This is a genomic window from Pseudomonas sp. MWU13-2517 (assembly GCF_023242545.1).
Lineage (GTDB): Bacteria > Pseudomonadota > Gammaproteobacteria > Pseudomonadales > Pseudomonadaceae > Aquipseudomonas.
This window is the reverse complement of the sequence record NZ_JALMFA010000015.1, coordinates 119,041-141,030: the sequence shown is the minus strand read 5'-3', so window position 1 is coordinate 141,030 and position 21,990 is coordinate 119,041. Positions and strand designations below refer to the sequence as shown.

The following is a 21,990-nucleotide window of genomic DNA, read 5'->3' as shown; positions in this document are numbered from 1 at the left end:
GCAACTATAAGGGCTGGCGCCGCGAATGGTACAGGCTCACCTTGCGAAACTCCCAAGGTTCGGCCAGGTCTGGCAATGTCAGCGCATCAAGGATCTCCAACCGCCGATAATCCGGGTGTTGAAAGTCCTTCACCCGCGAATCCGCCACCAGCGCTTCGCGGCCGCGGGTCAGAAACTGGTCCAGCAGCGGCAGGTTGGCACGGTCGTAGAGCACGTCGGCCACCAGGATCAGGTCGAAGCGGTCGGCTTCGGCGAAAAAGTCTGCCGAATAACCCAGTGCCACACCGTTGAGTTCGGCGTTGGCCCGGCAGGCGGCCAACGCCAGTGGGTCAAGGTCGCAGGCCACCACCTCCAGCGCGCCCGCTTTGACGGCGGCAATCCCGGCCACGCCGGAGCCGGCGCCAAAATCCAGTACGCGCTTGCCGGCGACCCATTCGGGGTAGGCCGCCAGGTAACGCGCCAGCGCCAGACCGCTGGCCCAGCAGAAACTCCAGTAGGGCGGTTCATACAGGATGCGCCGGGTTTCTTCCTGGCTGAATTCGCGGTCCATGTTGTCCGCGTCCAGCAACCACAGCGACAACTCGGTGCCCGGCAGCGGGCAGGGCACCAGTTGTGCGTCGCCGATCAATTCGCTCAGGGCGCGCTGCAGGTGCAGCGGTGGCGTCATGGTGCCTTGACGAGTTGCAGGGGGCCGGTGGTCTGGGTGATCGCCTGGGTGATACGCACCGCGGGCAGGTGCAGGATCAACTGGCCGGACTGGCTGGCGCGGCCACGTAATTCAACCCGCGCACCGACCGGGAAGGCCTCGGGGTTGAAGCGCAGACGGAAGGCCAGCGGCTTGCCGTTGGCGTTCAACACGCTGCTGGCGAGCAATTGCTGCGGGCGGTTGCGCTCATCGATCACCAGCAATGCCAGTTCGACCTCGGCGTTGGCCGGCACGCCGTTGAGGACGCCGCTGATTTCCCGTTGATAAGCCGGCAAGGGGCCGAGGTCTTCAATACCGGGCACTTTTTTCTCTTGTGCCGGTGTGGGTTGAGGCGCGGCCGGCTTGGGGGCTTCGCTGCTGCAGGCGACCAGAAAACTGAACAGGGCGAGTAAAACCAGTGGTCGTAGCTGCATGTACGGCTCCAGAAAGGACAAAATCCGTGGTTTGAAAATCAACAAACATAATAGCCCGCCTATATACCGTAAAGGCTATGGCTTGTCTTGCCACGGGGATGCGCTACCATGGCCCTCCCTTTTTTTGTTGCCTGCCACCATGCACTGTCCCTTCTGCGGTGCCAACGACACCAAGGTCATTGACTCGCGTCTGGTCGCCGAGGGCGATCAAGTGCGTCGCCGGCGCGAATGCCTGGCCTGCGGTGAACGTTTCACCACCTTCGAAACCGCCGAACTGGTATTGCCCCGTCTGATCAAATCCGACGGCAGCCGCCAGCCTTTCGACGAAGACAAACTTCGCGCCGGTATGCAGCGCGCCCTGGAAAAACGCCCGGTGAGTGTCGAGCGGCTGGAGGCGGCGCTGGTGCATATCAAGCACAAGCTGCGCGCGACCGGCGAGCGCGAGGTCAAGAGCCTGGTGGTTGGAGAGCTGGTGATGGGCGAGCTGCAAAAGCTCGACGAAGTCGCCTATATCCGTTTCGCCTCGGTGTATCGACGCTTCCAGGACCTCAATGAGTTCCGCGAAGAGATCGACCGCCTGGCCCGTGAGCCGGTTAAACAATGACGACACCTTCCGCTGAGCAGGCCGTGCTCGACGCCCATTACATGGCGCGTGCGCTCGAACTGGCGCGCAAGGGCCTGTACACCACGCACCCCAACCCGCGTGTGGGTTGCGTGATCGTGCGTGATGGGCAGGTTGTCGGCGAAGGCTGGCATGAGCGCGCCGGCGAGCCCCACGCAGAGCCCAACGCCCTGCGCGCCGCCGGTGACAAGGCGCGTGGCGCCACGGTGTACGTGACCCTCGAACCCTGCAGCCATCATGGGCGTACACCGCCGTGCGCGGATGCCTTGGTGAGCGCAGGTGTAGCCCGTGTCGTTGCAGCGATGCAGGACCCCAACCCGGAAGTGGCCGGGCGTGGCATGCAGCGCTTGGCTCAGGCCGGCATCGAGGTCCATGGCGGTGTCCTCGAGGCGCAGGCGCGAGCATTGAACCCGGGGTTCCTCAAACGCATGGAACACGGCCTGCCATTTGTGCGGGTCAAGCTGGCGATGAGCCTGGATGGCCGTACCGCCATGGCCAGCGGCGAAAGCCAATGGATCACCGGCCTGTCTGCCCGCGCCGCCGTGCAACGCCTGCGTGCCGAAGCCAGTGTGGTGCTGACCGGCGCCGACACTGTATTGGCCGATGGTGCGCGCCTGACCGTGCGTGCCGCCGAGCTGGGCCTGGATGAGGCCACCACCGCCTTGGCCATGTCGCGCCCGCCATTGCGCGTGCTGATCGACGGTCGCCTGCGCGTGCCGCTCGATGCGCCGTTCTTCAAGGCCGGGCCGGCCTTGGTCATCACCTGTGTCACGCCGGAGAATCAGTTCCCTCGTGGCCCTGAATGCCTGGTGGTACCGGGAGTTGCTGGCCAGGTCGACCTGCGCTCGGCGCTGGTTGCCCTGGCCGCCCGTGGCGTCAACGAGGTGTTGGTAGAAGCCGGCCCAAGCCTGGCAGGCGCTTTTGCCCAGCAGGGCCTGGTCGACGAGTACGTGATTTTCGTCGCCGGCAAGTTTCTCGGTTCCGCTGCCCGGCCTTTGTTGGACTGGCCGCTTGAGAAACTGGCGGATGCCCCCCAACTCAAGATCACTGAAATGCGCGCTGTGGGCGACGACTGGCGAGTCACTGCCATTCCTTTGCCAGTAGCGAGCGTATAATTTTCGGCCTGCGCCAGGCGCAGCCCCGTTTTCCAGGAGAAGGCCATGTTCACCGGCATCATCGAATCCATCGGCAGCATCCGCGCCATGACCCCAAAAGGCGGCGATGTGCGCCTGCTGGTTGAAACCGGCAAGCTCGATCTCGGCGACGTCAAGCTGGGCGACAGCATCGCCGTCAACGGCGTGTGCCTGACCGTCATCGAGTTGCCGGGCAACGGCTTTGCCGCCGATGTCAGCCGGGAAACCCTGGACTGCACCGCGATGAATGACCTCAAGGCGGGCAGCCCGGTCAACCTGGAAAAAGCCCTGACCCCCACCACCCGCCTGGGCGGTCACTTGGTCAGCGGCCATGTCGACGGCGTTGGCGAAGTGGTGGCGCGCAGCGAAAACGCACGTGCCGTGGAATTCCGCATCCGTGCCCCCAAAGAGCTGGCCAAGTACATCGCCCACAAAGGCTCGGTCACCGTCGACGGCACCAGCCTGACCGTGAACGCAGTGAATGGCGCCGAGTTTGAACTGACCATCATTCCCCACACCCTCAGCGAAACCATCATGGCCTCCTACCAGCCGGGTCGCCGGGTGAACCTGGAAGTGGACTTGCTTGCCCGTTACCTGGAGCGCCTGCTGTTGGGCGATAAGGCCGCAGAGCCTGCGTCCGGGAACATCACTGAAAGTTTTCTGGCCGCTAACGGCTACCTGAAATCCTGACCAAGGGGGTGCCGCGTGGCGCTCAATAGCATCGAAGAACTGGTTGAAGACATCCGCCAAGGCAAGATGGTCATCCTGATGGATGACGAAGACCGCGAAAACGAAGGCGACATCATCATGGCCGCCGAGGCCTGCCAGGCCGAGCACATCAACTTCATGGCCAAGCACGCCCGCGGGCTGATCTGCATGCCCATGAGCCGCGAGCGCTGCGAGTTGCTCAAGCTGCCGTTGATGGCGCCGCGCAATGGGTCGGGTTTCGGCACCAAGTTCACGGTTTCCATTGAGGCAACCACTGGCGTCACCACCGGTATCTCCGCCGCTGACCGCGCGCGCACCGTACAAGCCGCTGCCGCTAAGGACGCCAAGGCTGAGGACATCGTCAGCCCGGGCCACATTTTCCCGTTGATGGCCCAGCCGGGCGGTACTCTGGCGCGTGCCGGCCACACCGAAGCCGCCTGCGACCTGGCGCGCATGGCCGGTTTTGAGCCGAGCGGGGTGATCTGCGAGGTGATGAACGACGACGGCACCATGGCCCGTCGTGCTGAACTGGAAACCTTTGCCGCTGAACACAACATCAAGATCGGCACTATTGCCGACCTGATCCACTACCGCATGATCCACGAACGTACCGTTCAGCGGATTGCCGAGCAGCCGTTGGACAGCGAACTGGGCCAATTCAATTTGGTGACCTACCGTGATTCAGTGGAAGGCGACGTGCACATGGCCCTGACCCTGGGCAACATCTGCGCGGAAGAACCGACCCTGGTGCGGGTGCACAACATGGACCCGCTGCGTGACCTGCTGATGGTCAAGCAACCGGGTCGCTGGAGCCTGCGGGCCGCCATGGCTGCGGTTTCCGAGGCAGGCAGCGGTGTTGTGCTGTTGCTCGGTCACCCGCTGGATGGCGACGTGCTGCTGGCGCATATCCGCGAAACCGCCGACCACGCGCCGGTGAAAAAGCCGACCACCTACAGCATTGTCGGTGCCGGTTCGCAGATCCTGCGTGACCTCGGTGTGCGCAAAATGCGCCTGATGAGCGCACCGATGAAATTTAATGCGATATCCGGTTTCGACCTGGAAGTTGTAGAATACGTGCCCTCCGAATAAAGGCCGGCGATTCCTGCCCCTTGTTCGCGGTTAAATCATCACTAAGGGGCGCCTTTTTCGCGTCCCGGCTCTTTAAGAGATTTGTCGAATGACCCTGAAGACCATCGAAGGTACCTTCATCGCCCCCAAAGGCCGCTATGCCCTGGTGGTTGGCCGCTTCAACAGCTTCGTGGTTGAAAGCCTGGTAAGCGGCGCTGTGGACGCCCTGGTTCGCCACGGTGTGAGCGAAAGCGACATCACCATCATCCGTGCCCCTGGCGCCTTCGAGATTCCACTGGTTGCGCAAAAAGTCGCGCAACAGGCCGAATACGCGGCGATCATCGCCCTGGGCGCGGTCATTCGTGGCGGTACCCCGCATTTCGAATACGTGGCTGGCGAATGCACCAAGGGCCTGGCCCAGGTGTCCATGGAGTTCGGCGTACCGGTTGCCTTCGGCGTACTGACCGTTGATTCCATTGAACAAGCCATCGAGCGTTCCGGCACCAAGGCCGGTAACAAAGGCGCCGAGGCTGCCCTGTCCGCCCTGGAAATGGTCAGCCTGCTGTCGCAGTTGGAGGCCAAGTGATTTCCGACGAGAGCGATCGTTTCAACCCACGCGACCCACGCCCAGCGGACGCCGGCAAGCCATCGAAGAACGAGAAGCGCCGCGCTGCTCGTCAATTGGCGACCCAGGCGCTGTATCAGCGTCAACTGGCGGGCGCTTCGTTGAACGAAATCGAAGCGCAGTTTCGCGTCGACAACGATTTCACCTTTGCCGATCTGCCGTACTTCCACGACATCCTGCACGGTGTGCATGCCCACCTGACCGAGATCGATACGGCCCTGGCGCCTTGCCTGGACCTGACCCTCGAAGAGCTGGACCCGGTTGAGCTGTGCGTGATGCGGCTGTCGGCCTGGGAACTGATCTATCGTGTCGACGTACCGTACCGCGTGGTGATCAACGAAGGTATCGAACTGGCGAAAGTCTACGGTTCGACCGACGGCCACAAGTTCGTCAACGGCGTGCTCGACAAACTGGCCCCGCGCCTGCGTGAAGCCGAAGTGAAGGAACATAAGCGCTGATTTGCGCTTGAGTCCCTGATGGGTGAGTTCGAGCTGATCCGCAATTACTTCGCCGCCGCGCCTTGTGCGCAAGGTGGCGAAGGCGTTGCCCTGGGGATCGGCGACGACTGCGCCTTGCTGGCGCTCCCGCCCGGGGAGCAGTTGGCAATCTCTACGGATACATTGGTGGCCGGCGTGCATTTTGCCGACCCCTGCGATCCCTTCCTGCTCGGCCAGCGTTCACTGGCCGTGGCGGTAAGCGACCTGGCCGCCATGGGCGCCAACCCTCTTGCGTTTACGCTTGCCCTGACGACTCCGACGGTCGATGCCGATTGGCTGCAACGCTATGCCCAGGGTTTGAACGCCATGGCGCAACATTGCGGTGTGAGGCTGGTCGGTGGCGACACCACCCGTGGGCCGCTGAGCCTGACCCTGACGGTATTGGGGCGTGTGCCGGCTGGGCAGGCGTTGACGCGCAGCGGGGCGCGGCCGGGTGACCTGCTGTGTGTCGGAGGGGCGTTGGGTAATGCGGCCGGGGCCTTGCCGCTGGTGCTCGGCCAGCGCAGTGCGCAGGCCGCCATTGCCGATCCGTTGCTTGCGCATTACTGGTCGCCACAACCGCAACTGGCCTTAGGGTTGGCGCTGCGGGGCAGGGCCACGTCTGCGATGGATATCTCCGATGGGCTGTTGGCTGATTGCGGGCATATTGCCAAGGCGTCGTCTGTCGGCCTGTTGGTCGAGCGTCAGCAGCTGCCACTGTCCGCGGCCCTGCTGGCATTTGTCGGCGATGATGAGGCGCGTGTGGCCGCCCTGAGCGGCGGTGACGACTACGTACTGGTGTTCACCTTGCCGCCAGCCGAGTTGGCGCCGCTGCTGGCCGACGGCTGGCCGATTCATGTGATCGGCCGGGTCGAGGCGGGGCAGGGCGTGACGCTGCTCGATGCGAACGGGCAGGACATCACTCCGGCCGTTCGTGGTTATCAGCATTTTCGCGAGACGCCGTGAACTGGCTACCTGCACTACCCTCTATACGGTTCACACTGTGTCGGAGACCTTTCACCATGCCTATGCGTCATTGGCTGCTGATAGCGCTGTGTACCGTCGCACCGCTGGTGCAGGCGGATGAGACGTCGCCTCCAGGCAAAGTCATGCTGGCCAGCGAGGAGTGGAACGACTACACCAACCCGGATGGCACAGGGCTGGCCTGGGACGTGTTGCGAAAGATCTTCGAGCCGGCAGGCATCACCTTAGAAAGCCGCAGCGTGCCTTATACCCGCTCGGTCGGCCTGGCCCAGCGCGGCGAAGTGGATGGCTGGGTCGGTTCTTACCGCAACGAAGCCGAGGGCGTGCTGTACCCCCACTGGAACTTCGACTCCGACCACATCTACGCACTGGGGCTGGCCACTGCGCCGACACCGAGCATCGCAACGCTGGGCAACTACCGTCTGGCCTGGGTGCGCGGCTACAAGTACGAGGAGTACTTACCTAATGTGCGTCGCTTCAATCCGGTCGAGCGCCGCAGCGGTATCCTGCCGATGCTGCAACACGGACGTGCCGATTTTTACATCGATGCGCTGTCCGAAGCCAAGTACGTCCTCGCTCAGGCCGATGACCCCGCACAGTTCAAACTTACCCACATCGCCGAGCTGCCATTGTACATAGGCTTTGCCGATAACGAGCGTGGCCGTGCGTTGATGGCGGTGTATGACCGGCGCATGGCTGCTCTGGTCAAAAGTGGCGAACTGAAGCCGATTTTCGAGCAGTGGAAACAGCCGTATCCGTTCTGACCTGCATAGAACCAGGACGAAGGCCAATCGAACCTATTGATCTTTATCAGCGATAATTCAGCTTAAGCGTCTGTAGGAACCTGCTGTTACAATGACAGCCTCTGTGAAATCTGAAATCAGGAGCACACGGTGCCCGTCGTTTTCGTCGCCGCTTCCAAGCTGCCTACCCCTTTTGCCACCTTCACCATGAACGGCTTTCTCGAAGAGGCCACCGGCCGCGAGCACGTTGTGCTCAGCCTGGGTGACATCGCCGATGGCGCGCCGGTGCTGGGCCGTGTGCATTCCGAGTGCCTGACCGGTGACGCGCTGTTCAGCCAGCGTTGCGACTGTGGTTCGCAGTTGGAAGCCGCATTGCGAGCCATCGCCCGGGAAGGCCGTGGTGTGTTGCTGTACCTGCGCCAGGAAGGTCGTGGTATTGGCCTGATGAACAAGATCCGCGCCTATGAGCTGCAGGACGGCGGGGCCGACACCGTCGAAGCCAACGAACGCCTGGGTTTTGCCGCCGATCAGCGTGACTACGGCATCTGCCTGCCGATGCTGGAGCATCTGGGTGTGAAATCCCTGCGCCTGATGACCAACAACCCGCGCAAGGTCAAGGCCTTGACCGAGATGGGCATCACCGTGGCCGAACGGGTGCCGCTGCACACTGGGCATAACCCGCACAACAAGCTCTACCTGGCGACCAAGGCGAGCAAACTCGACCACATGATGGGCAACGAGCACCAGGGCGAGGTCGACCGCGCGTGACCCGTGGCCAGGTGAAACGACGACTGTCCTTCAACTGGTGGCAGTACCTGGCCCTGGCGTTGCTGCCCTTGTTCATGATCAACCTGCTGTTCGGCCAGGCCGAACCGATGCTGTCGATATTGGCCATGCCGTTTTTTATCGCCGGTGTGGCCTCGATGTTTTTGAGCCTGCGTTACTTTAACGGCTATAAACATGCCCTGATCGCCACCTCTAAAGCCCTCGACACCCAAGATGAACCGGCTGCCTGGATCACCCTCGCGGCCCGTCGACGCACGGCGTTGCTGGTGGCTGCCTTGCCGGCCTGGATCGGTGCGCTGGCGGTATTCGTTGGCCTGGAAGCGGTGCCCTTGTGCTTACTGGCACTGTCGACCCTGGTGTTGTTCTACCTTTACCGCATCCCGCGTCAGCTGGGATGAGGCGCTACTGGCTGGCGGTGTTGCTGCTGGCATTCAGTGTTCAGGGGATGGCCGTTGAACGTGTGGTCAGCCTGGCGCCGTCCCTCTCTGAAATGGTGGTGGAACTGGGTGCCGCCGACCTGCTGGTGGGCGTGCTCGACGGCGGCGAAAGGCCTGCTGCATTGGCCAAGGTGCCCTCGGTCGGGCGTTACGGCCAATTGGACATGGAGCGCCTGCTCAGTCTCAAACCCGACCTGATCCTGCTGTGGCCCGGCAGCGTCGGCCCGGCCCAGCGTGAGCAACTGCAGCGCCTGAACATTCCGGTGTACGTCGCCGAGCCCCACAGCCTTGAACAACTCACCACGCAGGTTCAGGCGATCGCCGAGCAATTGGGCCGCCCTGATACGGGTCGACAGCTGGCCGCGCAATTGCGCCAACGTCTCGCCGAACTGCGCCGGCGCTATCAGCGTACCGAACCGCTGCGGGTGTTCTACCAGGTGTGGAACCAGCCGCTGTATACCGTCGGCGGTGGGCAGATCATCAGCGATGCGCTGAGTGTGTGCGGTGCACGCAATGTCTTCGACGACCTCAAGCTGCCCGCGCCGCAAGTCAGTATCGAGTCGGTATTACAGCGTAATCCCGAAGTAATCCTGGCGGGGGATCAGCCTCAGTTGGACGCGTGGAAGGCATGGCCCCAAGTCGCCGCGGTGGCGCAGGGGCGTTTATTGCTGGTGCCGGACAAGGGCCTTGAACGGCCCAGCGGGCAGATGCTGGAGGCGGTGGCGCGATTGTGTGAGGTGATGGCCCGTTAGAGTTCCGGTGTCCAGGTCACGCCAAACATCAGTGCCCGACCTTCTTCCCGATAGCCATATTGCTGGCCTTGATACTGATACAACGCGCGGCTGTAGCGTTTATCCAGCAGGTTATCGACCTTCACGTTCAGCGCGACTTCATGGTTCACGGCCCAGCTGGCGCGCAACCCGAGCAATCCATAACCGGCCAACGGGTGTTGGTTCTGCGGGTCGTCGTAGCTGCTGCTGACGGCTTGCCAACTGGCGCCGACGCCGAGTCGGTCGAATTGCCGATCCAGGTCAAGGCTCACGGTGCGTCGGGCGCGACGCACCAAGGTGCGCCCGGAGTCGCGGTCGCGTGGGTCAATCATCGCCAGCCCCAGGCTGCCTTGCCAGCCGAACAGCTCTTGCCGGAGCGTGGCTTCGAAGCCGTTGATGCGCGCCGAGCTGACGTTTTGCGGGCCTGCGCTGCCGAATACGATGGCGTCCCGAATATCGGTGCGGTACAGCGAAGCCTCCAGGCGGAGGGTGTCGCTGAGCTGGCTGCGCCATTGCACTTCGTAGCTTTTCGAGGTTTCGGGTTTCAGATCCGGGTTGCTGTTTTTAAAACCGTATTCGTCCGGGTAGTACAGGTCATTGAACGTCGGGGCACGAAAACCCTCGCTGTAGCTCAGCAGCAGATCGTTGTCCGGGTTGATGGGCAGGGTCAAGGCGCCGCTCCAGCTGTTATGAGCGCCGAACTGTTGGTTCTGGTCGCGTCGCAGGCCCAGCTCTGTGGAAAAGTACCGGGCTTGAAAGCGGTGCTGGATAAACGCCGCGCGGTTCCAGCGGCTGTCTTCGGCGAACGCGGTGCTGCTGTTGACCTGGTCTTCGTACCAGTCGGCGCCCAGGATAAGACTGTTCTGATCATTGAGGGTCAGATCGTTCTGCCAGTTCAGCGAGTTGCGGTAGGTGTTGAACATACTGCGTTCATCGCTGAGTTTATCCAGGGATTTTTCGCGGTTTTCGCTGTGGCCCAGTTCTACGCGCGATTTCCAGATGTCGTTGACATGGGCGTCGATAAAGCTGCTGACGTTACTGACGGTGAAGTCGGTGTAGGGTTTCTGTTGGAAACTCTGGTAGGTGGCCGAGTCATAGCGACCAAAGGGGTTGTCGAATTCGCTTTTGCCACGGTTATCCAGCACGTTTATGCCGGCATCGACATCATCGGTGAACGCGTGGCTCAGGCTGAAACTGATGGCTTGGTTGCGATAGGCATCATGGTCGCCATCGCTGGGGTACGACGTGTAGGTGCGATTGATCCCGGCGGTGTCATCCAGGCTGGCACCGAGGTTGAAGCGGGTTTGCTGGTCGCCCCCGGACAATCCCAGGCTGCGCTCCCATGTCTGGTGGCTGCCGAAGCCCACATGCATGCGCGGTTGCAGACCGGACGCCGTATTGCGCCGTGTGAAGATCTGAATCACCCCGCCGATGGCATCGCTGCCGTAGATCGCCGAGCGTGAACCCCGTAGCACCTCTATACGTTCGATCTGCTCGATGTTGAGGTATTGCAGGTTGCTGGTGCCGGTGGTGGAGCTGCTGATGCGCTGGCCGTCCACCAGCACCAGGCTCTGGGCGGTGGAGGTTCCACGAATATAAACGTTGGTCGCGCTGCCACGACCACCACTTTGTGCCACTTGCACGCCGGGCACACGGCTCAGCAAGTCGCTCACGCTGGTGGGCTGCAAGCGTTCGATATCGTCGCGAGTGAAGACGGTGTTGGTGGCGCTGCTGTCGCTGCGCGCCTGGACCTGGCGGTTGGCGCTGATGACGACATCGGGGAGTTTCAGGGCGTTGTCGCGCTCGAAGGTGTCGGCGAGCAGGTCGGTAGCGGGGAGCAGTAACAGCGGCAGGGCAAAGCGCAGGCGGTTCATGGGCTTTCCGTAGCATTGGAATTTGGCATAAATCAAATGGAAGAAGGCTCGCTCCCGATTGCACTGGATCAGCCTCACCACCCATGGCTGATCCACCGCTATCGGGAGCAAGCCCCCTTCCACATTTGGCTTCGACTTACAGGTTCAGTAGCGCCATGCGCTCGCGCACTGCTGCCTCAATGCCGGCTTCATCCAGCCCGCATTCAGCCAGCATCTGCGCCGGTTTGGCATGTTCGACGTACACATCCGGCAAGCCCAGGTGCAGCACCGACTTGAGCACGTTCTTCCGCGCCAGGAACTCACTGACCGCCGCGCCCGCGCCACCCATGATGGCGTTCTCTTCGATGGTCACCAACAGCTCATGGCTACCGGCAACTTCGCGCACGAGCGCTTCGTCGAGCGGTTTGACGAAACGCATGTCGACCACGGTGGCGTCGATCTTCTCGGCCACTTTCAAGGCTTCGGCCAATTGCACGCCAAACACCAGGAATGCAGTTTTGCTGCCTTGGCGGCGCACGATGCCTTTGCCGATTTCGATAGGCTCCAGGTCCTTCTCGATCACTGCATTCGGGCCAGTGCCACGTGGGTAACGCACGGCGGCCGGGCCGTTGTACAGGTGGCCGGTGCTGAGCATTTTGCGCAGTTCGTTCTCGTCGCTCGGTGTCATCACCAGCATGCCGGGGATGCAACGCAGGTACGACAGATCGAAACTGCCGGCGTGGGTAGGGCCGTCTTCGCCCACCAGGCCGGCGCGATCAATGGCGAACAAGACGTCGAGATTCTGCACGGCCACATCGTGAACAAGCTGGTCATAAGCGCGCTGCAGGAACGTCGAGTAAATCGCCACCACCGGCTTGGCGCCTTCACAGGCCATGCCGGCGGCGAACGTGACCGCGTGCTGCTCGGCAATCGCCACGTCGAAGTAGCGCAACGGGAAACGCTCGCTGAACGCCACCAGGTCGGAGCCTTCCTTCATCGCCGGGGTTATGCCTACCAGGCGCGGGTCGGCGGCGGCCATGTCGCACAGCCATTCGCCAAACACCCCGGAATACTTCGGCCCGCTGGCTTTTTTCGGCGCGGCGGCGGGGGCGTCCAGCGGCTCCAGCTTGGTGATCGCGTGGTAGCCGATCGGGTCGACTTCCGCCGGGGCGAAGCCTTTGCCCTTCTTGGTGACGATATGCAGGAACTGCGGGCCTTTGAGGTCACGCATATTGCGCAACGTGGCGATCAGGGTCGGCAGGTCGTGGCCATCGATGGGGCCGATGTAGTTCCAGCCCAGCTCTTCGAACAGGGTGCCGGGCACCAGCATGCCCTTGGCATACTCTTCAGTGCGGCGGGCAATTTCCCACGCGCCGGGCAGACGCGAGAGCACCTTCTTACTGCCCTCACGCATGCTGGCGTAAGTACGGCTGGAGAGGATTTTGGCCAGGTAATTGGACAGGCCACCGACATTGCGCGAGATCGACATGTCATTGTCGTTGAGGATCACCAGCATGTTGGCGTCCACTTCCGGCGCGTGGTTCAGCGCCTCGAAAGCCATGCCGGCGGTCAGCGCGCCGTCACCAATCACCGCAATCGCCTTGCGATCGCTGTTTTGCAGGCGGGCGGCAATCGCCATGCCCAGCGCCGCACTGATAGAGGTGCTGGAGTGGCCGACGCCAAAGGTGTCGTACTCGCTCTCGGCGCGACGCGGGAAGGCGGCTAGGCCGTCTTTCTGGCGCAGAGTACCCATGCGTTCGCGACGGCCGGTCAGGATTTTATGTGGATACGCCTGGTGGCCCACGTCCCACACCAGCCGGTCATCCGGCGTGTCGAACACGTAATGCAGGGCGATGGTCAGCTCGATCACGCCCAGCCCGGCACCGAAATGCCCACCGGTCTGGCCGACCGTGTAGAGCAATTCCAGGCGCAACTCATCGGCCAGGGTTTCCAGCTCGGCTTCACCCAGTCGACGCAGGCCGTCCGGCGTGGCAGCACGGTCGAGCAGGGGCGTGGACGGGCGCTTGCGGGGAATCTCTTGAAACGTCGTGGGCATCAGGCGAATCGTTATAGGTATAAAAGAGGCGGCAGTTTACCTCAAGCATCGCAAACTGCCCACGCGGAGCGCCGAACTTGGCTGATATGCGGCGTGAATGGCCGCACTTATCAGTGGCGACGTTCGACGATATACCGCGCCAGGTTGCGCAGTGGCTCGGCTGCCGCGTCGAAAGGTCGCAGGGCATCCAGGGCCTGGTCGCGCAGTTCCAGGGCGTAGACCTTGGCGGCGTCAAGGCCGAGCAGCGACGGATAGGTCGGTTTGTCCCGTGCGATATCGGCACCTTGGCGTTTGCCCAGGGTGGCGGTGTCACTCTCCACGTCGAGAATGTCGTCCTGCACCTGGAACGCCAGGCCGATGGCTTGGGAGTAGGTCTGCAGGGCCGCCAATTGTGCAGCTTGCGCGCGGCCACTGGCCAGGGCGCCCAGGTGCACGGCGGCTTCGATCAATGCGCCGGTCTTGTGGCGATGCATATGTTCCAGGGCTTGCTGGCCCAGTTTGAGGCTGACGGAGCCCATGTCGATGGCTTGCCCGCCCACCATGCCGGCCGGGCCCGCGGCGTGGGCCAGTGCAGTCACCATGCGCAGGCGGATCTCGGCACTCACGCTGCTCAAGCGCGGGTCCAGCAAGGCGCTGAACGCCAGGCTCTGCAGGCCATCACCGGCCAGAATCGCATAAGCCTCGTCAAAGGCTTTATGGGTCGTCGGCTGGCCGCGACGCAGGTCGTCGTCGTCCATGGCCGGCAAGTCGTCATGCACCAGGGAGTAGGCGTGAATCAGTTCAACCGCACACGCCGCGCCATTGGCCTTCTCGGCCGGCGCACCCAGCGCTTCACAGGCCGCATAGGCCAGCAAGGGGCGCACACGCTTGCCGCCATTCATCACGCTGTAGCGCATGGCTGCATAAAGGCGGTCCATTTCCGGGCTTGGCGCAACGAACAACGGTTCCAGCGCCGCATTGACCCGGGCTTGGCTACTGGCCTGATACGCGTCGATCATTGCGGCTCTTCCGCATCGAAAGGTTCCTCGGCCAACTCCCCGTCACGTTCCAGCAGCACCTGCACCTTCTGCTCCGCCTGCGCCAACGCGCTCTGGCAGTCGCGAGTCAGGCCGATGCCTTGCTCAAACGCCGTCAACGAGTCTTCCAGCGACAACTCGCCGTTCTCCAGACGCTCGACCAGGGTTTGCAGTTCGGCGAGGGATTGTTCGAAATCGAGTGCAACTTTTTTGCGGGCCATGGCGGCTATTCCGGTAGACGGTAAACCGGCGCGACACTAGCAGACATGGGGGACTGGGGCAAATGAGGAGGGGGTGTTTCAGTTGCCCCGACCGTTGATTTGATAGCGCGTGCTACGGCCTCCACCGGCTAATCGCACCAGGCAGTTTTTATCCAGCAAGTCCGCCAGGTGTCGCGTTGCCGTGGCCTTGGATACCTTCGCTACGGCTGCCAGATCCAGTGTGGATGGTCCATCGAGGAAATACCTGAGGCGTGAGCCGAATAGGGTGCTTATTCGGCTCATTTAGTGAGCCGATTGTGCATCCTAATCGGCTCACGCCTCAGGCGGGCATTGCCTGCGACTGAGTGCATCGCTCTTGTGCGTTCTTCAATTGGCTTTCGAATTCCAGCAAGCCTGCCTGCATCTTTTGCAGCGTAATGATCTGCACCGCCAGCTCGTGCTTCTTGTTGGCGATGGCCTGGTCCGCCCGTTCCCAAGGCAATGTGTCACCTTGATGCTCGTGCAGGATTTCCTGCAATTCCTTGAGCTTGAACCCCAGCTGTTGCGCGCACTTGATAAACATCAGCAGCTCGACGCTCTGCTCCGAATAAACCCGATACTGGCCCTGCCGCCGCGGTGCCGGCAGCAGCCCAATTGCCTCATAGTGACGAATCGCCTTGATGGTCGTGCCCGACCTTTGCGCGGCTTTGCCGATGTACATGAAAATTCCCTTTTTCAAATAGTGCGAGGACCTGTTTCAACCACTTGGCCCGCTGCGTCAGTGTAGAGCCCAGCACTGGCCCGAACAGTAACGTCTTGACCGGCTTGATGCCACACAACCCCAGCGTGGTCTTGCGCATCTGATGGATGCCCGGCATGTGATAGAACCAGCGGTAGTACCACGGTGGTGTATCCAGGGTCACCAACAGGTGTGCGGTCCGGCCTCGCAGCAGCTTGTCGGGGAAAGCCTTGCCTGCCCGGTACTTGAAGGCAAAACCGGACAGGAAAACGCGGTCAATGAAGCCCTTCATCAAGGCGGGGATACCGCCCCACCAGATCGGGAAGACAAACGTCAGATGGTTGGCCCAGAGGATGTCGGATTGCGCGCTGAGCAGGTCGGGTTCCAGCGGTTGGCTCTGGCTGTAGCCATGATGCAGGACCGGGTCGAAAGCCAGGTCGCCCAAGCGCAGGACGCGTATTTGATGACCGGCGGCTTTTGCGCCGTGGATGTAGGTGTCAGCCAGGGCCGAACAGAAACTGGTGGAGGATGGGTGGCCGAGGATGACGAGGATGCGTTGGGACACGGTGGGGTGAATCCTGAAAGGGGGTTTCAGGGTAGGGGGTGCCGTATAGGGGAGAGTCAAGGACCACGGCTAACGCCATGTTTGTTGTCGACCCAATGGCGAATGGTCTCGGCAACACGCTGGTGCTGCACATTAAAAACCGCCTGCTGGAGCGCAGCGGCTCAATTTTCCCTGCATTGAACAGATTGAGCGAGAGTTGGCGGGGGCGAACCGGGAAAGTAATGCAAGCCTGCTTTTCAGGGCAGGCTTGTCGTCACGACTCGGTCGGCTTACTTCTGATGGGCCGTCAGCGCCGCATACCCATTCATCAAGTTGCGATAGTTAGGGATACGTTGGGACAACAGGTTCCCCAGCCCTTCGATATCGTTGCGCCAGTCGCGGTGCAGCTCACACGCCACCGAGAACCAGTTCATCATCTGTGCCCCGGCTTGGGTCATCCGGCTCCACGCCGCTTGCTGCACCGTGGTGTTGAAAGTACCGGACGCATCGGTGACCACAAACACCTCAAACCCTTCCGCCAATGCCGACAACGTCGGGAACGCCACGCACACATCCGTCACCACACCGGCAATGATGATCTGCTTGCGGCCGGTGGCCTTGATCGCCTTCACGAAATCTTCGTTGTCCCACGCATTGATCTGACCAGGGCGAGCGATGTACGGCGCGTCCGGGAACATTTCCTTCAGCTCCGGCACCAGTGGGCCGTTAGGGCCTTGCTCGAAGCTGGTGGTCAGGATGGTCGGCAGGTTGAAGAACTTGGCCAGGTCAGCCAGGGCGAGCACGTTGTTCTTGAATTCGTTGGGGGAGAAGTCCTGCACCAGGGAGATCAGGCCGGTCTGGTGGTCGACCAGCAGAACCACGGCGTCGTCTTTGTTGAGGCGGTTGTAGGTTGGAGTGCTCATGGTTGAATCCTTTTTGTTTAAGTGGGTTTGGCGTTGCGTTCAACATGGGCACAGATTACTGGGGGAGTGCTGGGCGATAAATCGGCTGAAACAGGTCATACCGTCAACTCAAAAGGGACAATATTGAATGGCTAAAAATCTCACGCGTGAGCTATTGAGCCCGACAAGCATTACCTGTAGATTTTCTCACGCGTGAGTTTTTCAGAGCGAGGTCAGTGGTATGAACAGCAGCTCTCCATCGAGCCCGTCAGCAGGGCCCGAGACCGATTCAGCAAGCCTTCAGGGAGAGCGCTTGAAACCGTCCGCGAAAAAACCATCGAGCTTCTACATGAAGCAGATGCGCGCGGGCCTGGCGGCCGCCGGTTATGTGAAACACGAGACTTGGGTGCTTCCCGAAAATCGAAGCCTGCTCAAGCAAATGGAGAAACAGCTTCGCCAGCCGATTCTAGCTGGCTCATTCTTGTCGGAGACTTATATGAGCGCAGGTACCAACTGGAACATCGATCGCCTCTTCAGCGCGCTTCAGGCCCTGGACGAGGTGGTCAACAAGGACATCACGCTTTCTCTGCTTCAAGGCTCCGAGTCCAGTATCAAGCTGGAAATGAACGACTTCGGTGGCTTGCCGATTTACATCGCGGTGGTGGGCGAACAGATCATCGTGGATACCGTGCTGGTCGACGTCGAGTCCATCAACGATGTACCCCGGTTCAATGACGCGGTGCTGCGCAGCCGGGAAATGTTCCCGCTGTCTTCCATCGGTATCGAGTCCATGCCTAACGGGCAGGTCGTCTACAACATGTTCGGCGCGTTGAGCTCCGACTCCAGCCTGACCAACATCGTGACCGAGGTGAAAACCCTCGTCGACAACGTGCAGCGCGCCAGCGAAGCCTTTGAACGTTTCTTCAATTAAGTATTCGGGAGTATCCAATGACTCAATCCATCTGGAGCAAACTGTTCACCGCGCTGCGTGGCGGTGCCAACGAAGTCGGCGAATCGATCGTCGACCAGCAAGCCTTGCGCATCCTCGACCAGGAAATTCGCGATGCCGACAGCGCCCTGGCCAACGCCAAGCGTGAACTGGTCAGCATCATGGCCAAACACAAACTGGCGACTGATCGCGTCAATGAGTACAACGCCAAGATCTCTGACCTGGAGTCCAAGGCGATGGCCGCGATCCAGGCCAATCGTGAAGACCTGGCCCTTGAAGTGGCCGAAGCCATTTCGACCCTGACCAACGACCGCGACGTCGAGCAAAAGCAGGCGGCCGAGTTCGGTGGCTATGCCGACGGCATGCGCAAGGACATCACCAAGGCCGAAGGCCGGATCAAAAGCCTGCGCCAGCAAGTGGATATGGCCAAGGCGCGTGAAAGCGTGCAGAAGGCCCAGGTCAGCGCTTCCATCGCCAGCGGCGGTGCCAACGGCAAGCTGGAAACCGCCGTCGGTACGCTCAATCGTCTGCAGGCCAAGCAGCAGCAACGCGCCGCTGAGCTGCAAGCCCAGGACGAACTGGCCGATGCATCGACCGGTACCGACCTCGAGCGCAAGCTTCGCGAAGCTGGCATCACGCCGAACGAAGGCAGTGCCAATGCGATTCTGGAGCGTCTGAAGCAAAAGTCGGCCGAGTAAATACAGCCGCAACAAGAAGGGCGCTGTCTGCCCTTCTTTTATGTCGAGGTCAGGATGGACGCCCTGAAAGGTTTCAAGACAATCGCAGGCCTGGCCCTGTTCATGGTCGCGCTGCAACTGCTGAATGTAGCGACCGGCTACAGCCTCATGGCGTTTGGTCTGATCCCAAGAACACTGCAGGGGTTGGCCGGCATCCTCACGTCACCGTTTTTGCACGCGTCTTTCGCCCACCTGAGTGCGAACCTGATTGCCTTCCTGGTGCTGGGCACGCTGGTGATTATCGAAGGGCTCAATCGGTTCGTGACCGTCAGCGCGATCATTATTCTGCTGGGCGGTTCGCTGGTCTGGTTATTCGGTTTCGCGGGCATACACGTGGGGGCCAGCGGTTGGGTATTCGGCTTATGGGCCTACCTGTTGTCTCGCGCCTGGTTTCACAGGAGCTGGAGCAACCTGATAACAGCGGGTGTCGTGGCGGCACTGTATGGCGGCCTGGTCCTGGGCTTTCTTCCTCGCCAAGGGGTTTCCTTCGAAGGGCATCTGTTTGGTGCATTCGCCGGATTTATTGCAGCCAAGGTACTTCTCTCCAAACCACGTAGCAGGTTTAATGCCGGCTGAGCGCACTCGAGCATCCAGATGCCGAGGCGACGACATCAGGAAGCAAAAACCCAGGGAACCAGGGACGAAATGTCGATTTTTCTTCTATTGCGCATGTACGCTTCCTCCCTTTTTCACCGTTTCGGCTGGGCAGGTCTGGTCATTGCCTTGGGCGTCCACCTGAGCACGGCTTATCTGGGCCTGGTGTATCTGGGCGAACAACACCTGACCGCTCTCGCCACATTTGTTTACTTCTATCTCACCACCACGCTGACCGTCGGCTATGGCGATCTTGCGCCGCAGACTTCGGCAGGCCGAGTGTTCGTGGCGGCTTGGGTCATGCTCGGAGGCATCGCGCTGCTGACCGCGGCCATCGGTAAAACCACCAGCAGTGTCATCGATGCATGGAGAAAAGGCATGAAGGGAAAAGGCGATTTCACCGGCAAGGTCGGCCATACCGTGCTCATCGGCTGGGAAGGCGCATCCAGTGAGCGGGTCATTGAGTTGCTGCTGCAAGACGAGACCTCGAACGACAACCTGATCGTCATCTGCGATTGCACCCTCGACGAAAACCCGATGCCGGGCAAGGCGGCATTCATCCGTGGCGAAAGCCTGTCCTCCATCGCGTTATTGCTGCGTGCGGGGGTGCCCGGTGCAGAACGCGTGCTGGTGCGAACCCCCTCTGACGATCTGACCCTGGCCACCGTGCTGGCGGTGAACCAACTCAATCCTGTCGGGCATGTGGTCGCCCACTTCAATGACAGTGAAATCGCCGCACTGGCCAGCTCCTATGCACCCCGCCTGGAGTGCACCTCAAGCATGGCCATCGAGATGCTGGTGCGCGCCTCTCAGGATCCGGGCTCGTCGGTGGTCATTAATGAGCTGCTGTGCGTGGGGCAGGGTGCCACCCAATACCTGATGAAGTTGCCCGAAGCCTTTGAAGCCACCTTTGGCGACCTGTACACCCGGATGAAAGAACAGCACAACGCCACGCTCATCGGCTATCGCGCCAAAGATGCCCAGCAACCGTCGATCAACCCGCCCAGCGCCACCCGCGTTGAAGGCGGCGAACTTTTCTACATCGCCTCCACCCGCCTCAAGGAAATCTCCAATGGGATGGTTTAAACAATTGATGGGGCTTGAGGCCCCGAACGCGAATACCCCAGCGAACCGGGCCGCCGCCGAACCGCTGCCGACGACCGGGCCGCTGGGCCTGGCGCCGGGCAAAGGCGTGATGTTCGACAGCAGCCTGAAGTTGCTGCTCGACGGGCAAACCACAGTGGTCATTCCAGGCTCCCAGGAAATCTGGAGCAACGGCACCATTGACCTCGGGCAGTCGACCTGGCTGTCGCGCTATTACATGAACGATGAAGATTACTGGTTGCAGGTGCACACCACAGGCGACATCGCCGGCCAGGTGGAGTCAGTGATCCTGTTCAACTACCTGAGTTACGTCACCCTCAGCAGCGAAGCGGAACTGCGTCGGCTGGCCGGCCCGCAAAGCCTGATCGGGTTGCCGACCTACACCCACGACGGCGTCGAATACGCGCGCGTGTGGGGCAGTGAAAATGGCCAGACAGAACTGGTGGCGATGAGTGAGCAGGTGATAAACCCCGAGACCTCCTACAGCGTCGAGCACCGCTCGATGCTATATGCCCGTGATACCGGCCTGACCGATCGCCGGGAGTTCCTGCTGTTCTCCGTCGAGGAAGACGCTGAAGGCACCGTCAGCCTGAGCACGTCGCTGGGCATCTCGCTGTACACAACCGATTTGAATGTGCTCTAAAAAAGGAAGAAGTCCATGCTCGAAGCTCTCTCTATTTCCCTGAACAAAGCGGCCGTGTTCGGGTTTGTCATCTACATCCTGGGGGCTGCCGTGCTGTTCGGCCTGTTCCAGTTCATCTACACCCGCGTCACCCCGCACAAGGAGTTCGAGCTGATCCGTGCGAACAACGTGGCGGCGGCGGTCGCGCTGGGCGGTGCGATTATCGGTTTCGCGATTCCGGCCAGCAATGTGATTGCCTACTCGATCAACCTCCTCGACTTCGCCGTCTGGGCGGTGATCGCAGCCGTCGTCCAGCTGTTGGCGTTTCTGCTGACCAGCCTGGTGCTCAAAGGCACGTCCGAGCGCATCAAGAACGGCGAGCTCGCGGCCGGTATCTACGTGGCCGCCGTCGCCATCAGCGTCGGCATGTTGAATGCCGCGTGCATGACGCCTACCCAGAACTGATTGCGCACGGAGCCTTTGATGAAACGAAGCAAGTATGTCCAGCTGTCGCTGGCTGCGTCGGTCGCCATGGCGATATCCGGTTGTGGGCCGACGGAAAAAACCTACGATTTGCAGAAGAAGTACAACTTCCAGTCGGTTCAGCAATGCGCCGATGAAAAGCTTCCGGTGGACGTCTGCTCGGACGCCTACATGACGGCCATGGCTGAGCACCGCCGCATTGCGCCGGTGTACGACAGCCAGGCCGATTGCGATGCCGACTTTGTCGCCGACTGGTGCCAGCAGGACTCCACCGGCAAGTTCATCCCCAGGCTGGGCGGTTTCGAACTGACCGCCGCGGGCCAGGTGACACAGTCCCAGGTCGACGCTGCCAACGCCCAAGTGGCTGGCGCGCAAGCCAGCGGTGGCGGCTCCGGCTTCTCCACCAGCAGCCTGCTGACCGGGCTGCTGATCGGCAACATGCTGAGCAACAACCGCAACAGCTACAGCTCCGAGCCGGTGTATCGCTATCGCGATGATCGCGGCAACTACGCCTCCTCGACGCTCAACCAGCGCGTATCCAATGGGGCTACATTCGGCCGCTCGAACCAGGCCCGGTACGGCAGCAGCAACTACTCGAACACGCTGCGCTCTTCGAGCAAGCCGGTGTCCGTTGCATCGTCCACCTCCCGTGGCGGTTTTGGCAGCAAGGCCAGCGCACGCAGCGGCTGGGGCGGCGGCGGGTCGAGCAGTTAAGGAAAT

27 protein-coding genes and 1 pseudogene are annotated in these 21,990 nt (G+C 61.3%); 18 read left to right on the top strand and 10 right to left on the bottom strand.

The window, feature by feature from the left end; all coding sequences use genetic code 11:
- Positions 1-4 precede the first annotated feature (4 nt).
- The gene (locus M5B97_RS21650; RefSeq protein WP_248732622.1) at positions 5-667 is read right to left on the bottom strand and encodes a 50S ribosomal protein L11 methyltransferase; all 663 of its coding nucleotides are present in this window, start codon (positions 665-667) and stop codon (positions 5-7) included.
- Positions 664-1,119, bottom strand: a complete 456-nt coding sequence (locus M5B97_RS21645) for a YbaY family lipoprotein (protein WP_123717374.1) — start codon at positions 1,117-1,119, stop codon at positions 664-666. The genes M5B97_RS21650 and M5B97_RS21645 overlap by 4 nt, the downstream gene beginning before the upstream one ends.
- A 139-nt stretch (positions 1,120-1,258) precedes the next feature.
- Here M5B97_RS21645 and nrdR point away from each other — a divergent pair, with 139 nt between their 5' ends.
- From nrdR to M5B97_RS21590, 11 genes are all read left to right on the top strand, one after another.
- A complete protein-coding gene (nrdR, locus tag M5B97_RS21640; protein ID WP_167659696.1) occupies positions 1,259-1,723 on the top strand; it encodes a transcriptional regulator NrdR in 465 nt (154 codons plus the stop codon).
- The gene (gene ribD / locus M5B97_RS21635; RefSeq protein ID WP_248732621.1) at positions 1,720-2,856 is read left to right on the top strand and encodes a bifunctional diaminohydroxyphosphoribosylaminopyrimidine deaminase/5-amino-6-(5-phosphoribosylamino)uracil reductase RibD; all 1,137 of its coding nucleotides are present in this window, start codon (positions 1,720-1,722) and stop codon (positions 2,854-2,856) included. Before nrdR ends, ribD begins: the two co-directional genes overlap by 4 nt.
- Before the next feature lie 45 nt (positions 2,857-2,901).
- The gene (locus tag M5B97_RS21630; protein ID WP_248732620.1) at positions 2,902-3,564 is read left to right on the top strand and encodes a riboflavin synthase; all 663 of its coding nucleotides are present in this window, start codon (positions 2,902-2,904) and stop codon (positions 3,562-3,564) included.
- A gap of 15 nt (positions 3,565-3,579) precedes the next feature.
- Positions 3,580-4,671 carry a bifunctional 3,4-dihydroxy-2-butanone-4-phosphate synthase/GTP cyclohydrolase II gene (ribBA, locus tag M5B97_RS21625; protein WP_123717378.1) on the top strand — a complete coding sequence of 364 codons (1,092 nt, stop codon included), beginning with the start codon at positions 3,580-3,582 and terminating at the stop codon, positions 4,669-4,671.
- A gap of 88 nt (positions 4,672-4,759) precedes the next feature.
- Entirely contained in the window at positions 4,760-5,236 is a 477-nt protein-coding gene (ribE, locus tag M5B97_RS21620; protein WP_034100965.1) for a 6,7-dimethyl-8-ribityllumazine synthase, read from the top strand.
- Positions 5,233-5,733: a transcription antitermination factor NusB gene (gene nusB, locus M5B97_RS21615; RefSeq protein WP_123717379.1), complete on the top strand. Its 501-nt coding sequence runs from the start codon at positions 5,233-5,235 to the stop codon at positions 5,731-5,733. The genes ribE and nusB overlap by 4 nt, the downstream gene beginning before the upstream one ends.
- A gap of 18 nt (positions 5,734-5,751) precedes the next feature.
- Positions 5,752-6,717, top strand: a complete 966-nt coding sequence (gene thiL / locus M5B97_RS21610) for a thiamine-phosphate kinase (RefSeq protein WP_134660511.1) — start codon at positions 5,752-5,754, stop codon at positions 6,715-6,717.
- Between the two features lie 56 nt (positions 6,718-6,773).
- Positions 6,774-7,499, top strand: a complete 726-nt coding sequence (locus M5B97_RS21605; protein WP_248732619.1) for a transporter substrate-binding domain-containing protein — start codon at positions 6,774-6,776, stop codon at positions 7,497-7,499.
- Positions 7,500-7,628: 129 nt separating this feature from the next.
- Positions 7,629-8,246, top strand: coding sequence for a GTP cyclohydrolase II (gene ribA / locus M5B97_RS21600; protein WP_123717382.1), 618 nt, complete (start codon positions 7,629-7,631; stop codon positions 8,244-8,246).
- The gene (locus M5B97_RS21595) at positions 8,243-8,662 is read left to right on the top strand and encodes an MFS transporter (RefSeq protein WP_248732618.1); all 420 of its coding nucleotides are present in this window, start codon (positions 8,243-8,245) and stop codon (positions 8,660-8,662) included. Before ribA ends, M5B97_RS21595 begins: the two co-directional genes overlap by 4 nt.
- Complete coding sequence (locus M5B97_RS21590; RefSeq protein WP_248732617.1) at positions 8,659-9,453, top strand: cobalamin-binding protein; 795 nt, start codon at positions 8,659-8,661, stop codon at positions 9,451-9,453. The genes M5B97_RS21595 and M5B97_RS21590 overlap by 4 nt, the downstream gene beginning before the upstream one ends.
- On the opposite strand, the gene M5B97_RS21585 is transcribed toward M5B97_RS21590, so the two are convergent.
- The 8 genes and pseudogenes from M5B97_RS21585 to ycaC form a co-directional block, all read right to left on the bottom strand.
- Positions 9,450-11,345: a TonB-dependent receptor gene (locus tag M5B97_RS21585; protein ID WP_248732616.1), complete on the bottom strand. Its 1,896-nt coding sequence runs from the start codon at positions 11,343-11,345 to the stop codon at positions 9,450-9,452. The two genes, M5B97_RS21590 and M5B97_RS21585, sit on opposite strands and share 4 nt — an antisense overlap.
- A gap of 136 nt (positions 11,346-11,481) precedes the next feature.
- On the bottom strand, positions 11,482-13,380 hold the full coding sequence (gene dxs / locus M5B97_RS21580; protein WP_248732615.1) for a 1-deoxy-D-xylulose-5-phosphate synthase: 1,899 nt from the start codon (positions 13,378-13,380) through the stop codon (positions 11,482-11,484).
- Between the two features lie 110 nt (positions 13,381-13,490).
- Complete coding sequence (gene ispA / locus M5B97_RS21575) at positions 13,491-14,378, bottom strand: (2E,6E)-farnesyl diphosphate synthase (protein ID WP_248732614.1); 888 nt, start codon at positions 14,376-14,378, stop codon at positions 13,491-13,493.
- Positions 14,375-14,617, bottom strand: a complete 243-nt coding sequence (locus M5B97_RS21570) for an exodeoxyribonuclease VII small subunit (RefSeq protein ID WP_248732613.1) — start codon at positions 14,615-14,617, stop codon at positions 14,375-14,377. The genes ispA and M5B97_RS21570 overlap by 4 nt, the downstream gene beginning before the upstream one ends.
- A gap of 78 nt (positions 14,618-14,695) precedes the next feature.
- A pseudogene (locus tag M5B97_RS21565) lies at positions 14,696-14,824 on the bottom strand (DUF4172 domain-containing protein); the annotation flags it as partial.
- A gap of 112 nt (positions 14,825-14,936) precedes the next feature.
- Entirely contained in the window at positions 14,937-15,317 is a 381-nt protein-coding gene (locus tag M5B97_RS21560; RefSeq protein WP_248732612.1) for a MerR family transcriptional regulator, read from the bottom strand.
- Complete coding sequence (locus M5B97_RS21555) at positions 15,256-15,900, bottom strand: NAD(P)H-dependent oxidoreductase (RefSeq protein WP_248732611.1); 645 nt, start codon at positions 15,898-15,900, stop codon at positions 15,256-15,258. Before M5B97_RS21555 ends, M5B97_RS21560 begins: the two co-directional genes overlap by 62 nt.
- Before the next feature lie 269 nt (positions 15,901-16,169).
- Positions 16,170-16,802 (bottom strand): isochorismate family cysteine hydrolase YcaC, encoded by a 633-nt coding sequence (ycaC, locus tag M5B97_RS21550; RefSeq protein ID WP_248732610.1) that lies wholly within the window; start codon positions 16,800-16,802, stop codon positions 16,170-16,172.
- Positions 16,803-17,130: 328 nt separating this feature from the next.
- On the opposite strand from ycaC, the gene M5B97_RS21545 reads away from it, so the two are divergent.
- The 7 genes from M5B97_RS21545 to M5B97_RS21515 all read left to right on the top strand — a co-directional run bounded on the left by M5B97_RS21545 (position 17,131) and on the right by M5B97_RS21515 (position 21,984).
- On the top strand, positions 17,131-17,712 hold the full coding sequence (locus M5B97_RS21545; protein WP_060755240.1) for a YjfI family protein: 582 nt from the start codon (positions 17,131-17,133) through the stop codon (positions 17,710-17,712).
- 17 nt (positions 17,713-17,729) lie between these two features.
- Positions 17,730-18,428: a PspA/IM30 family protein gene (locus M5B97_RS21540; RefSeq protein ID WP_060755239.1), complete on the top strand. Its 699-nt coding sequence runs from the start codon at positions 17,730-17,732 to the stop codon at positions 18,426-18,428.
- Between the two features lie 54 nt (positions 18,429-18,482).
- Positions 18,483-19,043 (top strand): rhomboid family intramembrane serine protease, encoded by a 561-nt coding sequence (locus M5B97_RS21535; RefSeq protein WP_090365615.1) that lies wholly within the window; start codon positions 18,483-18,485, stop codon positions 19,041-19,043.
- Between the two features lie 69 nt (positions 19,044-19,112).
- The gene (locus M5B97_RS21530) at positions 19,113-20,147 is read left to right on the top strand and encodes an ion channel (protein ID WP_090365617.1); all 1,035 of its coding nucleotides are present in this window, start codon (positions 19,113-19,115) and stop codon (positions 20,145-20,147) included.
- Positions 20,134-20,808 carry a DUF2491 family protein gene (locus M5B97_RS21525; protein ID WP_090365618.1) on the top strand — a complete coding sequence of 225 codons (675 nt, stop codon included), beginning with the start codon at positions 20,134-20,136 and terminating at the stop codon, positions 20,806-20,808. The genes M5B97_RS21530 and M5B97_RS21525 overlap by 14 nt, the downstream gene beginning before the upstream one ends.
- A 15-nt stretch (positions 20,809-20,823) precedes the next feature.
- A complete protein-coding gene (locus tag M5B97_RS21520; protein ID WP_090365620.1) occupies positions 20,824-21,252 on the top strand; it encodes a DUF350 domain-containing protein in 429 nt (142 codons plus the stop codon).
- An 18-nt stretch (positions 21,253-21,270) separates the two neighbouring features.
- Positions 21,271-21,984 carry a DUF1190 domain-containing protein gene (locus M5B97_RS21515; RefSeq protein ID WP_060755234.1) on the top strand — a complete coding sequence of 238 codons (714 nt, stop codon included), beginning with the start codon at positions 21,271-21,273 and terminating at the stop codon, positions 21,982-21,984.
- Positions 21,985-21,990: the final 6 nt, after the last annotated feature.

Coding starts and splice junctions, on each gene's coding strand:
- M5B97_RS21650 (WP_248732622.1), bottom strand. CDS start 667: ATGACGCCACCGCTGCACCTGCAGCGCGCCCTGAGCGAATTGATCGGC.
- M5B97_RS21645 (WP_123717374.1), bottom strand. CDS start 1,119: ATGCAGCTACGACCACTGGTTTTACTCGCCCTGTTCAGTTTTCTGGTC.
- nrdR (WP_167659696.1), top strand. CDS start 1,259: ATGCACTGTCCCTTCTGCGGTGCCAACGACACCAAGGTCATTGACTCG.
- ribD (WP_248732621.1), top strand. CDS start 1,720: ATGACGACACCTTCCGCTGAGCAGGCCGTGCTCGACGCCCATTACATG.
- M5B97_RS21630 (WP_248732620.1), top strand. CDS start 2,902: ATGTTCACCGGCATCATCGAATCCATCGGCAGCATCCGCGCCATGACC.
- ribE (WP_034100965.1), top strand. CDS start 4,760: ATGACCCTGAAGACCATCGAAGGTACCTTCATCGCCCCCAAAGGCCGC.
- thiL (WP_134660511.1), top strand. CDS start 5,752: ATGGGTGAGTTCGAGCTGATCCGCAATTACTTCGCCGCCGCGCCTTGT.
- M5B97_RS21605 (WP_248732619.1), top strand. CDS start 6,774: ATGCCTATGCGTCATTGGCTGCTGATAGCGCTGTGTACCGTCGCACCG.
- M5B97_RS21590 (WP_248732617.1), top strand. CDS start 8,659: ATGAGGCGCTACTGGCTGGCGGTGTTGCTGCTGGCATTCAGTGTTCAG.
- M5B97_RS21585 (WP_248732616.1), bottom strand. CDS start 11,345: ATGAACCGCCTGCGCTTTGCCCTGCCGCTGTTACTGCTCCCCGCTACC.
- dxs (WP_248732615.1), bottom strand. CDS start 13,380: ATGCCCACGACGTTTCAAGAGATTCCCCGCAAGCGCCCGTCCACGCCC.
- ispA (WP_248732614.1), bottom strand. CDS start 14,378: ATGATCGACGCGTATCAGGCCAGTAGCCAAGCCCGGGTCAATGCGGCG.
- M5B97_RS21570 (WP_248732613.1), bottom strand. CDS start 14,617: ATGGCCCGCAAAAAAGTTGCACTCGATTTCGAACAATCCCTCGCCGAA.
- M5B97_RS21560 (WP_248732612.1), bottom strand. CDS start 15,317: ATGTACATCGGCAAAGCCGCGCAAAGGTCGGGCACGACCATCAAGGCG.
- ycaC (WP_248732610.1), bottom strand. CDS start 16,802: ATGAGCACTCCAACCTACAACCGCCTCAACAAAGACGACGCCGTGGTT.
- M5B97_RS21545 (WP_060755240.1), top strand. CDS start 17,131: ATGAAGCAGATGCGCGCGGGCCTGGCGGCCGCCGGTTATGTGAAACAC.
- M5B97_RS21540 (WP_060755239.1), top strand. CDS start 17,730: ATGACTCAATCCATCTGGAGCAAACTGTTCACCGCGCTGCGTGGCGGT.
- M5B97_RS21535 (WP_090365615.1), top strand. CDS start 18,483: ATGGACGCCCTGAAAGGTTTCAAGACAATCGCAGGCCTGGCCCTGTTC.
- M5B97_RS21530 (WP_090365617.1), top strand. CDS start 19,113: ATGTCGATTTTTCTTCTATTGCGCATGTACGCTTCCTCCCTTTTTCAC.
- M5B97_RS21525 (WP_090365618.1), top strand. CDS start 20,134: ATGGGATGGTTTAAACAATTGATGGGGCTTGAGGCCCCGAACGCGAAT.
- M5B97_RS21520 (WP_090365620.1), top strand. CDS start 20,824: ATGCTCGAAGCTCTCTCTATTTCCCTGAACAAAGCGGCCGTGTTCGGG.
- M5B97_RS21515 (WP_060755234.1), top strand. CDS start 21,271: ATGAAACGAAGCAAGTATGTCCAGCTGTCGCTGGCTGCGTCGGTCGCC.